General features: G+C 72.1%; 14 protein-coding genes. 3 read left to right on the forward strand and 11 right to left on the reverse strand.

The window, feature by feature from the left end; translation table 11 throughout:
* Positions 1–3 precede the first annotated feature (3 nt).
* The 8 genes from ABD143_RS05420 to ABD143_RS05455 form a co-directional block, all read right to left on the reverse strand.
* Positions 4–1,746 carry a PT domain-containing protein gene (locus ABD143_RS05420; RefSeq protein ID WP_343972066.1) on the reverse strand — a complete coding sequence of 581 codons (1,743 nt, stop codon included), beginning with the start codon at positions 1,744–1,746 and terminating at the stop codon, positions 4–6.
* Positions 1,743–2,612 (reverse strand): LytR/AlgR family response regulator transcription factor, encoded by an 870-nt coding sequence (locus ABD143_RS05425; RefSeq protein ID WP_343972069.1) that lies wholly within the window; start codon positions 2,610–2,612, stop codon positions 1,743–1,745. The genes ABD143_RS05420 and ABD143_RS05425 overlap by 4 nt, the downstream gene beginning before the upstream one ends.
* A gap of 133 nt (positions 2,613–2,745) precedes the next feature.
* A complete protein-coding gene (locus ABD143_RS05430) occupies positions 2,746–3,627 on the reverse strand; it encodes a S49 family peptidase (RefSeq protein ID WP_343972072.1) in 882 nt (293 codons plus the stop codon).
* 69 nt (positions 3,628–3,696) lie between these two features.
* Positions 3,697–4,902 (reverse strand): sensor histidine kinase, encoded by a 1,206-nt coding sequence (locus tag ABD143_RS05435; protein ID WP_343972075.1) that lies wholly within the window; start codon positions 4,900–4,902, stop codon positions 3,697–3,699.
* Positions 4,903–4,933: 31 nt separating this feature from the next.
* Positions 4,934–5,809, reverse strand: coding sequence for an Fpg/Nei family DNA glycosylase (locus tag ABD143_RS05440; protein WP_343972078.1), 876 nt, complete (start codon positions 5,807–5,809; stop codon positions 4,934–4,936).
* Positions 5,810–5,818: 9 nt separating this feature from the next.
* The gene (locus ABD143_RS05445) at positions 5,819–6,259 is read right to left on the reverse strand and encodes a hypothetical protein (RefSeq protein WP_343972080.1); all 441 of its coding nucleotides are present in this window, start codon (positions 6,257–6,259) and stop codon (positions 5,819–5,821) included.
* A 77-nt stretch (positions 6,260–6,336) separates the two neighbouring features.
* Positions 6,337–6,876 carry a cupin domain-containing protein gene (locus ABD143_RS05450; protein WP_343972084.1) on the reverse strand — a complete coding sequence of 180 codons (540 nt, stop codon included), beginning with the start codon at positions 6,874–6,876 and terminating at the stop codon, positions 6,337–6,339.
* Between the two features lie 44 nt (positions 6,877–6,920).
* Positions 6,921–8,153, reverse strand: a complete 1,233-nt coding sequence (locus ABD143_RS05455; protein WP_343972087.1) for a cytochrome P450 — start codon at positions 8,151–8,153, stop codon at positions 6,921–6,923.
* Between the two features lie 203 nt (positions 8,154–8,356).
* Here ABD143_RS05455 and ABD143_RS05460 point away from each other — a divergent pair, with 203 nt between their 5' ends.
* The 3 genes from ABD143_RS05460 to ABD143_RS05470 all read left to right on the forward strand — a co-directional run bounded on the left by ABD143_RS05460 (position 8,357) and on the right by ABD143_RS05470 (position 12,478).
* On the forward strand, positions 8,357–8,827 hold the full coding sequence (locus tag ABD143_RS05460; protein WP_343972090.1) for a MarR family winged helix-turn-helix transcriptional regulator: 471 nt from the start codon (positions 8,357–8,359) through the stop codon (positions 8,825–8,827).
* The gene (locus tag ABD143_RS05465) at positions 8,827–11,607 is read left to right on the forward strand and encodes an MFS transporter (protein ID WP_343972093.1); all 2,781 of its coding nucleotides are present in this window, start codon (positions 8,827–8,829) and stop codon (positions 11,605–11,607) included. Before ABD143_RS05460 ends, ABD143_RS05465 begins: the two co-directional genes overlap by 1 nt.
* A gap of 70 nt (positions 11,608–11,677) precedes the next feature.
* On the forward strand, positions 11,678–12,478 hold the full coding sequence (locus ABD143_RS05470; protein ID WP_343972095.1) for a YceI family protein: 801 nt from the start codon (positions 11,678–11,680) through the stop codon (positions 12,476–12,478).
* 22 nt (positions 12,479–12,500) lie between these two features.
* Here ABD143_RS05470 and ABD143_RS05475 read toward each other — a convergent pair whose 3' ends face one another.
* The 3 genes from ABD143_RS05475 to msrA all read right to left on the reverse strand — a co-directional run bounded on the left by ABD143_RS05475 (position 12,501) and on the right by msrA (position 14,454).
* Positions 12,501–13,031 carry a methylated-DNA--[protein]-cysteine S-methyltransferase gene (locus ABD143_RS05475; RefSeq protein ID WP_343972098.1) on the reverse strand — a complete coding sequence of 177 codons (531 nt, stop codon included), beginning with the start codon at positions 13,029–13,031 and terminating at the stop codon, positions 12,501–12,503.
* Positions 13,028–13,696 (reverse strand): TetR/AcrR family transcriptional regulator, encoded by a 669-nt coding sequence (locus ABD143_RS05480; protein ID WP_343972101.1) that lies wholly within the window; start codon positions 13,694–13,696, stop codon positions 13,028–13,030. The genes ABD143_RS05475 and ABD143_RS05480 overlap by 4 nt, the downstream gene beginning before the upstream one ends.
* Before the next feature lie 89 nt (positions 13,697–13,785).
* Complete coding sequence (gene msrA, locus ABD143_RS05485) at positions 13,786–14,454, reverse strand: peptide-methionine (S)-S-oxide reductase MsrA (RefSeq protein ID WP_343972104.1); 669 nt, start codon at positions 14,452–14,454, stop codon at positions 13,786–13,788.
* Positions 14,455–14,489 lie beyond the last annotated feature (35 nt).

Genomic DNA, 14,489 nt, shown 5'->3' on the forward strand with positions numbered 1-14,489 from the left:
AGCTCAGTCCTGCACGTGATCGGCGAAGCTCTGTTCGACGCGTTCCGCGAGGCGGGAGTGCCAGAGGCCCAGACCGAACAGGAACGGGTAGACGAGCAGGCCGAGCAGCAGCCACGGCAGGCGCAGGCCGAGCACCTCGATGCGGCCGATCTCGGGGACCATCGCGAACAGCAGTGGGAGCAGCCCCAGCGTGAGCCCCGCGCCCACCGCGAACCAGAGCGCGATTCCCAGCTGGGTCTTGATGAGGTCGTTGCGGAGGAACTCGCCGACACCCGTTCCCTCCTGGATGTCGACGACCGTGCGGACCGGCCGGGCCACGCCCTTGCGCTCTGCAAGCACGACCCGCACGCGCTTGTTCTCCAGGTCGTCCTGCTCGTCCGGTCGGCTGGGCGGACCGCCCCTCAAGTAGCCGGATCCACGCTGCTCCGGCACCTGCACGCCGCCGGGCCGGACCTGCTCGCGCTCGTGTGACCCTGGTTCCGGAGTGCGGGCGGTGAACACCGGGTCGCTGAGCGTCGGCAACGCCGGGACCACCGCGCTGCTGGGCTGGGTGGCCTGGTTGGACTGGATGGCCACCGCAGGTCCGACGGTGGCGGGCGGAGGGTGCTCCTCGGCCTCGTCCGCCTCGTCTGCCTCGTCAGCCTCGTCGCGCGCCGGGGGCGACGCCGGTGCAGGCGCGGGCGTCGAGGCAGGGGGCGAGCCCAGCCATGCCGGGCCGGACGTGGCCCGCCCGGGAACCGGACGGGGGCGGGGCCACGCAGGGACGGGGACCGTCTCGGGCGCCACCGGGTCCGACGTGCGCCGGCCCAACGTGCCCGCGCCGGCAGCCGCGTCGGCGTCCTCGGCCGGCGGGTCCGGCTCCGCGACGGCGGGCTCGGGCGCGACCGGCTGCGCGACCACGGCTGCGGCCGGGGCCTGGTCAGCGAGAGCCGCGGCGCTCGGGTCTCCGGCCGTCCTCTGCGCGGCCGGCGCGCTCGGGACGATCGGGCTGGGCGCCGTGGGGGTGTGCGCGGCCGGATGAGGTGGTGCGGCGGCCGGTCGGGGCCGCGGGGACGGCGAGGGCTGCGCACCAGCAGGCTGCGCGGTGGGCGATGGCCGAGGCTGTACAACCGGCACCGGGACAACCGGCACCGGGACAACCGGCACCGGGGCAGGGGCTGCCGGCGCGGTGGCCTCGGCCCGATCGGGAGGGGCGACGACCGGTGGCGCGCCGTTCGTGCCGGGGATGCGGCGCGGGAACGGGCTGGCGACGGTCGGCTGCGCGGTTGGCTTGAGGGTGGGCTGCGCGGTTGGCTGGGCGGTTGGCTGGGCGGTGGGCTGGGCGACGGGCTGGGCGACGGCGTCGGCACCGCCGTTCTCCTCCGGGGGCCCCGACGGGCCCGACCACGCCTCAGGCGCGGCGCCGGTGCGCTCACGCCGGAGCAGCCCGCTGGCGTGCGGCGACGGTGAACCTCCGACGGGGCCCGGACGCGGTGCGCCGGGGCCCGGGGTGGCTACGGAGTGGCGTGGCACGTAGCCGACCGAGCCGGGTGACGTGACGGTGTCGCGGCGGGCGTGCCGGCCCCCGCTGCGCGTACGCCCCTCGGCGATGCGGCGCTGGATCTCCTCGCGCAACCAGGACGAGTTGGTGTCCAGCGCGTCGTCGGCGTCCTCCCGCTGGGCGCGCCTGAGGCGTTCCGCTGGCGGACCCGAGCTGTCGTGCTCGGAGGCCACCGACGGCGGGGCGCCGTCGGTGGAGGTGGTCACCTCTGACTCCACGCCTGCTTCGTCGCCCGGACCAGCCGATCCTTGAGCTCACGGGTGTGGCGGCGGCTGACGGGCAGCTCGGCGCAGTCGGGGCCGGTACCCACGCGCACGACGTAGCCGGACCCGGACAGCCGCAGCTCGGTGACCAGCGGCAGCGACACCAGGAACGAGCGGTGGATGCGCACGAATCCCGCGTCGCGCCAACGGTCCTCCAGCACCGAGAGGGGGATGCGGACCAGGTGGCTGCCCTCGTGGGTGTGCAGGCGCGCGTAGTCGCCCTGGGCCTCTACGTAGCGGACGGCCGAGCGCGGCACGAGCTTGGTGGTGCCCGCCAGCTCGACGGGGATGACCTCGTCCTCGCTGCCCTGCTCCTGCACCGGCTCGGCCGCGGTGGCGGCGCGGTTGGCGAGGATGCGGTCGATCGACGCGGCGAGCCGCTCGGCGCGCAGCGGCTTGAGCAGGTAGTCGACGGCGCCGACCTCGTAGGCGTCGACCGCGCGGTCGTCATGGGCGGTCACGAACACCACCGCCGGCGGCACGGCCATCGACGAGAAGACCCGCGCGAGCTCGAGGCCGTCGAGCCCAGGCATGCGGATGTCGAGGAACACGACCTCGACATCAGTGCGCTCGGCCACGCGGGTGCCGGTCATGGGGTTGGCGAGCCCGCGGCTCGGCCCGGCGGACGCGGCCTCGCGTACGCCCTGGCGGCTGTTCAGGATGCGAAGCGCGTCGGTTGCGTCCGACGCCTTGAGCACCATCCCGACGCGGGAGTCCTCGCTCAGGAGGTAGGCCAGTTCCTCGAGAGCGGGCTCCTCGTCGTCCACCGCGAGAACGACCAGGCCGCCGGAGCTGTCGTTGCTATCCACGATCTCCTCATCCTGCATGTCCGGGGCTCGCGGGGCCGGGAAGCATCCAGCCCTGCACCGTCGACCATGGTGACGGCGAATCCGTGTGAGTGCCAGTGGCCAGCACCATTCGGGTTCGACCAGTCACACCGCGCTACAAACCGTACCGTGCCCAAACGGCGCGTATCTCAGCCGCCTCTACCACACCGAGCAGAGCGTCCGTGCTGATCAGCCCTGCTGCGGCGGGAGCGCCTGCGAGCCCGAGCCGCGCGAGGAGCGGCTTGCGGCTCTCCACCAGCACAAGCTCGGCCTCCGGGAAGCGTTCGGTGAGCACACCACGCGCGGTGCCGAGACCGTCGACGAGCCCGAGCTCGACGGCGCGCGCACCGGTCCAGACCTCGCCGTCGAAGAGCTCCGCGCCGGTGCGCAGCCGGTCGCCGCGGCGTGAGACGACCCACTGCTTGAACATCTCGTGCAGCTGGTCCTGCAGGTCGCGCAACCAGTCGACGTCCTCCGGCTTCTCCGGGAGGAACGGGTCGAGCCGCGACTTGGACATCCCGGCTGTGTAGAGCCTGCGCTGCACGCCGAACCGCTCGATGAGCCCGTCCAGCCCGAACCCCTGGCTGATCACCCCGATCGAACCGACGATCGAGGTGGAGTGGGCGAAGATCTCGTCGGCCGCGCAGGCCAACCAGTACCCGCCCGACGCAGCGACGTCCTCGCAGAACGCGAGGACCGGCACGCCCTTCTCGTCGGCGAGCCCGCGGATGCGGTCGGCGACCAGCGCGGACTGCGTCGGGGAACCGCCCGGCGAGTTGATCAGCAGCGCGACGGCCGACAGCCCCTCCGGCGCGAACGCGCGCTCGAGAGTCTTCTCCAGCGCGGCGGCGTTGATCACCGAGCGCGGGACGGGACCACTGGTGGGGGTGATGACGCCGTGTAACCGCACCATGGAAACGACGGCCCGGTCGCTGCGCTCGCCGAGCCTGCCGGGTAGGCGTGACACGAGCCGGTCGGGGATGCGGAGCGCGTCCATGCCGCCACGTTACAAGGGTCGGGCCGCACGGGGAACAAGATCAGCAACGCATCCCCGGAGTCGATCTCCTCAGACGCGGATGCCTGCGCGGAACTTGGGCACCCGCAGGGTGATCTTCATGCCTGCCCCTGGGGCGGTGTCCACCACCAAGCCGAAGTCGTCGCCGAACGTGGAACGCATGCGGTCGTCGACGTTGCCGAGGCCGACGTGGGCGCCGGACTGGTGGGCGTCGTCCAGGTCCTCGGTGAGCCGGGCCGGGTCCATGCCGATCCCGTCGTCCTCCACGATGATCACGCACTCCGCGCCGGCGTTCTCCGCGGTGATCGTGATCGTGCCGCCGTTGGGCTTGCTGGCCAGCCCGTGCCGCACGGCGTTCTCGACCAGAGGCTGCAGCGCGAGGAACGGCAGCACGACCGAGAGCACCTCCGGCGCGATCTGCAGCTTGATGTTGAGCCGGTTGCCGAAGCGCGCTTTCTCCAGCCGTACGTAGCGTTCGATGTTGTTGAGCTCGTCCTGCAGGGTCGTGTACTCGCCTGCGGTGCGGAACGAGTACCGCGTGAAGTCGGCGAACTCGATGAGCAGCTCACGGGCCCGCACAGGGTCGGTGCGGATGAACGACGCGATCGTCGTCAGCGCGTTGTAGACGAAGTGCGGAGAGATCTGCGCCCGCAGCGCCCTGACCTCGGCACGGTTGAGGCGGGCGCGCGACTCGTCGAGCTCGGCGAGCTCCAGCTGGCTCGATACGTACCGCGCCACCTCGGCGGATGCGCGCAGCAGTACCGGTCCGGTGGTGGCCGTGGTGAGGGCCGCGAGCGTGCCGACGATCGAACCGTCGGTCTCGAGCGGCACCACGACGATGCCACGCACCTCGCAGTTGGGGTGGTCGCACGACAGCGACGTGTGAGACATCAGCTGCTGGCGGCCGGTGGAGATCACCGTCTGGGCGAGCGCCCGGACGTCGGGCTCGTGCTGGTCGGAGTTGCCGTCCCAGCCGAGCGGGACGCCCCGGTTGTCGGTCATGGCCAGCGCGCACGTGTCGAGCAGCTGGCGCAGGTACGGCAGGGCGAACGCCACCGATGTGCGGGAGAGGCCCTCGCGCAGCGACGGCGCGGCGAGCGCCACGGTGTGCAGCGTCGCGAACGTGGCCCGCTCGAGCGGCGTGGCGAAGGTGTTGCGCTTGTTCCGGCGCACGAGGACGACGACCAGCACGATCATGACGACGATGACGCCGCCGAGGATCAGCAGGGCCGTCGAGGAACGGAGCAGCTCCCCCAACTTCAGCCCCCCACCAACTTGTACACGCCGGCTACCTCACCAGTCGGGACAACCGCCGGTCGGCGAGCGGCTTGCCGCCGGTCTGGCAGCCGGGACAGTACTGGAAGGACTTGCTGGCGAATGAAACCTCCCGCACGGTGTCGCCGCATACGGGGCACGGCATTCCGGTGCGGGCGTGGACGCGCAGACCCGACCGCTTCTCACCCTTGAGCTGCGCCGCGCCCTGGCCCACCGATCGCTCCACGGCGTCGGTCAGCACGGAGCGGGTGGCCGCGTACAGCTCGTCGACCTGCTCCGGCCGCAGCCGGCCCGCCACGGCGTAGGGCGAGATCTTCGCGGTGTGCAGGATCTCGTCGCTGTAGGCGTTGCCGACACCAGCGATGGTCTGCTGATCGACGATCAACGTCTTGATCCGCTCGGTGCGCCCGGCGAGCAGGGCGCCGAACTCGTCGCGGGTGAGCGCGAGCGCGTCCGGCCCGAGCCGGGCGATGCCCGGCACCTGCTGCGGGTCGGGCACGAGATACACCGAGAGCCGCTTCTGCGTGCCCGCTTCGGTGAGGTCGAACCCCGGTCCGCCGACGGTGTCGAGGTGAACCCGCAGCTCCAGCGGGCCCCGGCCCGGCTTGGGCGGGGTGGCGGCGGCGGAGTCGTGCCAGCGCAGCCAGCCGGCCCTGGACAGGTGTGTGATCAGGTGCAGAGGCTCGTCGGGCCGGTCGGCGAACTCCACGGAGAGGAACTTTCCGTAGCGTGCGGCGCCCGTGACGACCCGCCCGGCCAGCGCCGACACCGGCGGATCGAAGGTCTTGACCGCGCTCATGCTGGCCACGTCCACCCGCGCGACGGGCCGGTACAGGGCGTGCTCGCGCAGGTGGTGGGCCAGCGCTTCGACCTCAGGGAGCTCCGGCACGAGGCGCTCTCAGTTCACCGGTTGCAAGGGGCTGTCAGCGTGCCCCGGTGTGCCCTGGGTGCGGATCCTGCGCACGAGGATGCGTACCTCCTCCTTGGCCTTCGCGCCCCCGCGCACCAACCCTGTCCACCGCTCGGCGGGCAGGTCGTAGCTCCCGGCCGTCTCCGCGACGATCGTCCACGGCCTGCGCAGATACCACCGCACCGGGAAGAACAACACGATTATCGCGCCGACGACCCAGAGGTACCACGGTATGTGGACCTCGGCGGGCGCCCAGACGACGATGATCAGCCAGAACACGAACAGCGCCGAGAGGATCAGCACTGCCGCACCGCGACCGCCGTCGACGTCGTGCTCGAAGTCGTCGCCGGTGGCCGGGACGGACCACTCGATGTTGCGGCGCACCGACCACATGCGTCCGTCGACACCGGCCACCGTCTTAGTCGCCATCGTTCCCCGTTGTCATGCGCTGCGAAGACCTTGAAGTACTCGTCCACTTTCCCACAAAATCCAGCCTGGGAGGGCGGTCAGCAGGCGGGTTCGACGACCTCGTCCTCCGGGGCGCCGGGCGCGAGCAGCTGCGTGACGACGAGCTCGGCGGGCACAGGTCCATCGTTCCGCACGACGTGCGGTTCGGCGTCGCCGACGAACACCCCGTGGCCCAGCGAGTAGCGCAGCGGCTCGCACTTGTCGCCGCGCTGGACCGTCACCTCGCCGGAGCGCACGAGCGACAGCTCGGTGCCGGGGTGGCGGTGCCACGGCGTGCTCTCGCCCGGCCCCAGCACCATGATCTCGACGGAGAACTCGGCGGGGCCGGCGCTGCGCATCGACACCCGCTCGTCGACGAGCCCGCTGCTCAGCAGGCCTGCGGCAGGCGACGCCTGGACCTGCTCGGACAGGCCGAGCGGCGCTCCTGCGGGCGCCACGGGGGTCGATGCAGGCTCCGGCCCGGGCAGTGCGGCAGGCAGCGGATGCCCGAGCTGGCCGGGTTTGGCGCAGCCGGCCAGTCCCACGACCGCCAGCACCATCACGACCAGTACGCGAACGCCGGTCCCCGGCCCTGTCATCACCCGGCGGAGGGTATCGACGGGCATCGGCGGCCGCGCAGTCGCTACCAGCGCAGCGGCAGGCGCGTGATGCCGTTGATGAAGTTGGACACGAGCCTGCGCGGCTCCCCCGCTAGCTCGACCTGCGGCAGCTTCAGGAACTCGGTGAAGAACGCCCGCATCTGGAGCCTGGCGAAGGCCGCGCCGAGGCACAGGTGCGGCCCTTGCCCGAACGCCATGTGGTCGTTCGGATCGCGCTCCGGGTCGAACCGGAAGGGGTCGGGGAAGCGGCGTTCGTCGTGGTTGGCCGAGACGTGGTAGACGACGACCTTGTCGCCCTCGGCGATCCGGGTGCCTGCCAGCTCCACGTCCCGGGTGGCGGTGCGCCGGAAGGTCAACACTGGCGGGTGCACCCGCAGCATCTCCTCGATCGCGGACGGCAGCAGGGCCGGATCCGCGCACAGCCGCGCGTAGGCGTCCGGGTTCTCGACGAGCGCCAGCACCCCGCCGGGCAGCGCGCTGCGCACCGTGTCGTTGCCCGCGATCACCAGCAGGAAGAAGAACATCTTCAGCTCGGCGTCGGTGAGCCCATCACCGTCCACCTCGGCGCTGACGAGCGCGGTCATCAGGTCGTCGGCAGGCTCGGCGCGCTTGCGCTCGGCGAGCTGCTCCGCGTAGCCGAACATGTCGGCGAGCATCGCCGGGGAGCGCGGGTTGACCGGTCGCCCGTCCGCGCCGATGACGACGTGACCGTGCTCGGGGTCCTGGTAGCCGATGACGCGGTTGGTCCACTCCAGCAGGAGCGTGCGGTCCTCCGCCGGCACCCCGAGCAGGTCGGCGAGGTTCTGCAGCGGAAGGTCGTCGGTGACCTCGCGCGGCAGGTCGCAAGACCCCGTGTCGACGACCGCGCCGAGCAGAGCGGCCGCCCGCTCGCGGATCACCCCAGCGAAGCGTTCGAGCCGCCGCCGGGTGAACGCCGCCGTGACGATCCTGCGCAGCCGGACCTGTTCCGGCGGGTCCATGTTGAGGATCATCCGACGGATGAAGGGCAGGTCAGCCGGGTCGGGGTCGCGGATCTGCGTGGCTCCGAGCGACGAGGAGAAGTCGCCGGGCGTGCGCAGCACCTGCCGGACGTCGTCGTAGCGCGTCACGGCCCAGAAGCCCGGACCGGCGGGCCAGCTGCCCACCTCCGGCTCCGCCTGCCAGCTCACCGGCTGGGTGTCGCGGAGGTGGCGGAGGACGTCGTGCGGCACTCCGCGCGCGAACGTGCGGGGATCGAAGACGTCGGCGTCGGGCATGGCTCGTGCCTACCTCGTCACAGCCGGTGTGGTCCAGGGCCCCGTCCTGGCGCGCTGGCCCCGCGGTGTGCGGGATCACGCGCCGCGGAGGCCTATTCAGCTTGCCGATGTTCTCCAGCCTGGCGCATGCTTGAGCCACGCAAGTGATTGCGTGTTACATGCAAAGCGTGAGTAAACACCCGAGACTGGGCGAGGAGGGCGAGATGGACAACGACGACCGCAGCCTGCTCCTCGCCGCCGACCGCATCGGGCAGGAGATCGGACGGCTGGTCCGGGCCCTGACCCACTTGAAGCGCCACCAAGCCGACCTTGCCGCGGCGCACGTACTCGCGCACCTCGCCGAGACGGGCCCGCAGCGCGTCGGAGCCATCGCATACGCCGTCGGTACCGACCCGTCCACCGTGAGCCGGCAGGTCGCCGTGCTCGTCGCTGCCGGCCTCGTCGAGCGCCGCGCCGACCCGGACGACGGCCGCGCGCAGATGCTCGCCGTCACCGAGGCGGGCCTGCGGTGCTGCGAGGAGGGGCGCCGCAAGCGGGCCGAGTTGCTCACCGAGGTGCTGTCGCGCTGGCCCGACGAATCCCGGCAACGACTGGCCGAGCTGATCGGCCGGTTCGCCGACGACGTGCAAGAACTGGACCGGCAGGTGACCAGCCGGTCAGGAGGAGAGACCTGATGTCCACCGAAGTCGCCACTGCTCCGCCACCGACCACGACAGCGTCACCGCCGGCGGCGCCGTCACGCGAGCTGAGCCACCGCCAGGTGGTGACGATCCTGGTCGGGCTGATGCTCGGGATGTTCCTCGCCGCCCTGGACCAGACCGTCGTCTCCACTGCGATCCGCACCATCGCCGACGACCTCGGCGGGTTGAGCCTGCAGGCCTGGGCTACCACGGCGTTCCTGATCACCGGGACGATCACCACCCCGCTCTACGGCAAGCTGTCGGACATCTACGGCCGCAAGCCGCTGTTCATGGCCGCCATCTCGATCTTCGTCATCGGCTCGGTGATGTGCACGTTCGCCACGTCGATGTACGAGCTGGCGGCGTTCCGCGCGGTGCAGGGCCTCGGCGCCGGTGGCCTCTTCTCCCTGACCCTGACGATCCTCGGAGACATCGTGCCGCCGCGGGAGCGGGCGAAGTACCAGGGCTACATCCTCGCGGTGTTCGGCACCTCCAGCGTGCTCGGCCCCGTGATCGGCGGCGTCCTGTCCGGTCAGGCCAGCATCGCGGGCATCTCCGGGTGGCGCTGGATCTTCCTCGTGAACGTCCCGATCGGTATCGCGGCGCTGATCGTCGTGGCGCGCGTGCTCAACGTCCCGCACGTCCCGCGGCCGCACCGCATCGACTGGCCGGGTGCGCTCGCACTCGTGATGACGCTCGTGCCGCTGCTGATCGTGGCCGAGCAAGGCCGCGAATGGGGTTGGGACTCCACGCGCGCGATCGTCTGCTACGTCATCGGTGCTGTCGGCCTCCTGCTGTTCGTGCTGGCCGAGCGCGCTTACAAGGACGACGCGCTGCTGCCGCTGCGGCTGTTCCGCACCGGCGTCTTCAGCCTGTCGAGCGTCGCCGGCATCGTGATCGGCGCCGGGATGTTCGGCGGCATCGCACTGCTCCCCCAGTTCCTGCAGATCGTGCACGGTGCCACCCCCACCGAGGCGGGTTTCCTCATGCTGCCGCTGGTCGGAGGGATCATGGTCGCCTCGATCATCTCCGGGCAGGTCACCTCGCGCACCGGGCGATACAAGATCTTCCCGGTGGTCGGCACGCTGATGATGGTCGGCGCCGTGCTGCTCCTGCATTTCCGGCTGACCGTCGACATCCCGCTGTGGGAGCTCGACCTCTACATGGCGATGTTCGGCCTCGGCCTCGGCTCCACCATGCAGACGCTGGTGCTGGCCGTGCAGAACGCCGTGCCGCCGCGCGACATGGGGGTGGCGACCGGATCGTCGACGTTCTTCCGCCAGCTCGGCGGCACACTCGGCACCGCGATCTTCCTGTCGATCGTGTTCAGCACGGTCACCGACAACATCTCCGGGCAGTTCCGCGCCGCCGCCGGCACGCCCGCCTTCCAGGCGGCTCTCGCCGACCCGGCGGTGCGGGCGAACCCGGCCGACCAGCCAGTGCTCGCCGCGTTCGCGGGCGGCGGCGGCGACGGCCTGGCGTCCAGCATCCTCAACGACTCGTCCTTCCTCCAGACGATCGACCCGCGGCTGGCCCGGCCGTTCCTCGCCGGGTTCACCGACTCGATGACGCTGACGTTCCTGGTCGTCGCTTTCGTGCTGGCGGTCGCGTTCATCGTCGTTCTGTTCATCCGCGAGCTCCCGCTCCGGACCATGTCCGGCGCGCAGGCGAGGGCGATGGAGGACGCCGGACTCGCGGAGATGGGCCCGGCAGGTGCAGCGGTGGCTGCCGAGGCCGCCCTCACCACCCCGATGCCGGCGGTCGCAACTGCTCCCGCCGCCGCGACCGGCCAGCCGATCGGACGGCACGCGCTCGCGCAGTACGAGCCCGAGCCGCACCCGGTCGGCAACGGCAATGGCAACGGCAACGGCAACGGGCACAGCGCCCAGGCACTCCCACCCGCCGCGTTCGCCGCGACCGGGCAGCCGGAGGCCCGCGGACCCGTCAACGGGCCAGCGGTGCTCGGCACCGTCACCCGCGGTGACGGGACTGGGATGGCCCAGGTCGTCGTCACCGTCGCCGACCCCACGGGGCGCCAGGAGGCCCGCACCAGCACCGGTCCCGACGGCGACTACCGGGTGCTCCTGCGCACCGGCGGCACCTACCTCGTGGTCGCGGCCGCGGCGCCCTACCAGCCGCACGCGGCGCTCGTCGCCGTCGCGGACGGGCCGACCCGGCACGACATCGCACTCGCCGGCACGAGCGGTGTGGTCGGCAGGGTCGCCGCTCCGGACCGGTCGGGCACCGCGTACGCCGTCCCGGGGGCCGCGGTCGCCCTGATCGACGTGCGTGGCGACGTCGCCGCGACGAGCGTGACCGACGCGGGCGGGCGGTACCACCTGACCGGCGTGCCGGACGGGAGCTACACCCTGACCGCCGCGAGCCCCGGGCACCAGCCGGTGGCCGTGAGCGTCCGGCTCGAGCTCGGCACGACCGTCGAGCGCGACCTGGAGCTGCCGCACCGCTCGCGGCTGGTCGGCACCGTCACCGCCGCGAGCAGCGGGCTCGCGGTGGCCGAGGCCATGGCCACACTCGTGGACCAGACCGGCACCGTGGTCGGCTCGACCACCAGCGGCCCCGACGGGACGTTCGTGTTCGAGGACCTCGCCGAGGGCACCTACACGCTCACCGCGAGCGGCTACGCCCCCGTGGCGCAGGTCGTGCATGTGGCGGCGGGCGCACAGACGGCCACGACCGTGGAGCTGGGCAGGTCGCCCGTGCCCGCGGCACCGCCCGTCGAGGCACTGCCGGCCGAGGCGGGAGGCCTGCGGTGAGTGAGCTTGCGCGCGAACCATGGACACAGCGCCTGCGCGAAGCGCTGGCCGAGCCCAGCGAGGCCGAGCAATGAGCGCGGTGACGGGCCAGCTCGTCACACCGGACGGCTGGCCGGTCACCGGAGGCACCCTGACCGCCGTGGACGCGACCGGCGTGCAGCGCGGCCGCGGAGCGAGCGGGGCGGATGGCCGGTTCGTGCTGGACAGGCTGGCCGCCGGGCCCTACACCGTGATCGTGGCGGCGCCGGGGCACGTGCCCGCGGCCCGCAGCGTGACGGTGGGGGCCGCGGCGGCCACCCCGCTCGGCGTGCTGGAGCTTGCCCGCGAGGGCGGTGATGTGCTCCCGGCGCCCGGGGTGTGGGTGATCGACCCGGCGCACTCCAGCATCCGGGCCGCCGCGCTGCACATCGGGATGAGCCGCGTCCACGGCAGGATGCGGCGCTTCAGCGGGCAGGTGCAGGTGGCCGACCCGCTGGAGAACAGCTCGGTGGAGGTGACCATCGACCCCACGACCGTCGATACCGACGACGGCACGAGGGACGAGCACCTGCGCAGCGCCGACTTCCTGGACGTGCTGCGGTACCCGGAGATCCGCTACAAGAGCGACGGGCTGCGCCGTGTCGACGCCAAGCACTGGGTGGTGGACGGCGTGCTCACGCTCAAGGACCGGAGTGCGCCGGTGGCGCTGCAGGTGGAGTACCGCGGCACCGCGCCCGACCCGTTCGGCGGGGTGCGGGTCGCGTTCGCGGCGACGGCCGAGGTGTCGCGGGACGACTTCGCGATGGACTGGAACCAGTCGGTGCTCGCCGGCCTGCTCACCGTGGGCCGGACGCTGCGGATCGACATCGACATCCAGGCCGTCCGCGTCTGAGCGGCCCCGACCTGCGTTTGCCTCACCCCGACCCGAAATCGAGGGCCGGGGTGAGGACGCCCTCCAGCGCGAGCAGCCACTCCTTGGTGGCCCGGCCGCCGCCGAACCCACCCAGCCCGTCGGAACCGAGCACGCGATGGCAGGGCACCACCACGGGGAGCGGGTTGGACCCCATGATCGAACCGACCCCGCGCGCCGCCGTGTGCGCCCGCCCGAGCCCGCTGCGGGCGGCCAGCTCGCCGTAAGTGACGGTGGTCCCGAAGGGCACGGTGTCGTACAGGGCCTGCAGCACCTTCCGCTGGGACCCTGCCGTGAGCCGCCAGTCCAGCGGCACGTCGAACGCCCGCCGCTCGCCCGCGAGGTACTCGGCGAGCTGTACCGCCGCCGCCCCGCCGTAGCCGTCGACCAGTGGCTCCCCCAGCCGCGCGGCGGCCCGTTCGGCCGCCTCGGGGTGGTGGCCGAAGCCGACGAGCGCCAGCCCGGCGTCGGTGACCCCGAGCGTCAGCACACCGATCGGCGCCGGAGCAGGAAGCGCGCAGCGGACGAAGCTCACGCTCCGAGTGTGCCCCCCGTCGCCGACAGTTCGGGCGCGTCCTTCAGCCCGGCCGGCGGAAAGAGGTCCGCGGCGAGGTGGGCGGCCACCCACTCGGCCCACTCGGCCGTCGCCCAGCCCTGGCCGACCACCAGCAGCCCGTAGCTCTCCGGGGACAGCAGCGCTGCGACGATCTCCGTGGCCCGCTGCACGGTGATGCGGGTGGTGAAGCCCGAAAGCTCGGAGAGCTCGTCGACAGCCACGGCGTGCAGGGCGAGCGCGGCCTTGCGCGTGGTCTCGAGCAGCTCACCCGGCTCGGGATCGGCCGCGGCCGCCCGGAGCACCGCGTCGAGCGGGTGCCGGCGCTCGATACGCATCGCCGTTGCCGCGGTGTAGCTCCGTAGCGCGGAGCGGCCGTCCGGCTCTGCCGCCAGCCGCGTGATCCACTCGTCCGGTTCCCGTTCGGCCTCTGCGCCGAGCGCTGCCTCCAGCACGGCGACCTTGCTGCCGAAGGAGAGATAGAGGGTCTGCACGGCGACGCCGGCCGCGCGAGCGATGCCGGCCATCGTGGTCTCGAGGTATCCGTGCTCCACGAAGAGGGGCACGGCCGCCGCGACGATGCGGGCGCGGGTGGCGGCGGCACGTTCGGCTCGGGCCGCACGGGCGGTCCGTGTGTGGGTCGGCAACGCTGGAATCCTTCACTGGAATGATGTTCCAGTGAGACGCTACATGATCACGTGCCAGGATGATCTTCCAGCCGGAAGATCGCCGTGGATCAGGCCTGTTCCGGCGTGACCCCGGTGCCGACCGGGCAGCTGACACCCGTGCCGCCGATGCCGCAGTAGCCGTTGGGGACCTTCGCGAGGTACTGCTGGTGGTAGTCCTCGGCGTAGTAGAACGCCCGCAGCGGGGCGATCTCCGTGGTGACCTCACCGTAGCGGGCGCCCTTCAGTGCGTCGCCGTAGGTCTTGGCCGTGGTCTCGGACTGCTCCCGCTGCGCGTCGTCGGTGTAGTAGATCGCGGAGCGGTACTGGGTGCCCATGTCGTTGCCCTGGCGCATGCCCTGCGTGGGGTCGTGGCCCTCCCAGAACAGCTTGAGCAGCGTCTCGTAGCTCACCTGCTCCGGGTCGAACACCACGAGCACGACCTCGCTGTGGCCAGTGAGGCCGGAGCAGGTCTCCTCGTAGGTGGGGTTCTCGGTGAACCCGCCCGCGTAGCCCACGGCCGTGGAGTACACGCCGGGGGTCTGCCAGAAGATCCGCTCCGCGCCCCAGAAGCACCCCATGCCGAACACCGCGGTCTGCAGGCCCTCCGGGAACGGGGGCTGGATCCGGTTGCCGTTGACGTAGTGCGTCTCCGGCACGCTCGGCAGCGGGGTGGACCGGCCCGGCAGCGCGCGGTCGGCGGTGATCATCTGCGACTTGCTGCGTCCGAACAGAGCCATGGCCCAAGGCTACGCGGGTGGGGTCGCTCCGGAAC

This window comes from Pseudonocardia aurantiaca (assembly GCF_039526725.1).
Taxonomy (GTDB): domain Bacteria; phylum Actinomycetota; class Actinomycetes; order Mycobacteriales; family Pseudonocardiaceae; genus Pseudonocardia; species Pseudonocardia aurantiaca.

Bases quoted from the DNA above. Each gene is read 5' to 3' on its own strand.
- ABD143_RS05430 (WP_343972072.1), bottom strand. From the start codon at position 3,627: ATGGACGCGCTCCGCATCCCCGACCGGCTCGTGTCACGCCTACCCGGC.
- ABD143_RS05445 (WP_343972080.1), bottom strand. From the start codon at position 6,259: ATGGCGACTAAGACGGTGGCCGGTGTCGACGGACGCATGTGGTCGGTG.
- ABD143_RS05450 (WP_343972084.1), bottom strand. From the start codon at position 6,876: ATGACAGGGCCGGGGACCGGCGTTCGCGTACTGGTCGTGATGGTGCTG.
- ABD143_RS05455 (WP_343972087.1), bottom strand. From the start codon at position 8,153: ATGCCCGACGCCGACGTCTTCGATCCCCGCACGTTCGCGCGCGGAGTG.
- ABD143_RS05460 (WP_343972090.1), top strand. From the start codon at position 8,357: ATGGACAACGACGACCGCAGCCTGCTCCTCGCCGCCGACCGCATCGGG.
- ABD143_RS05465 (WP_343972093.1), top strand. From the start codon at position 8,827: ATGTCCACCGAAGTCGCCACTGCTCCGCCACCGACCACGACAGCGTCA.
- ABD143_RS05470 (WP_343972095.1), top strand. From the start codon at position 11,678: ATGAGCGCGGTGACGGGCCAGCTCGTCACACCGGACGGCTGGCCGGTC.
- msrA (WP_343972104.1), bottom strand. From the start codon at position 14,454: ATGGCTCTGTTCGGACGCAGCAAGTCGCAGATGATCACCGCCGACCGC.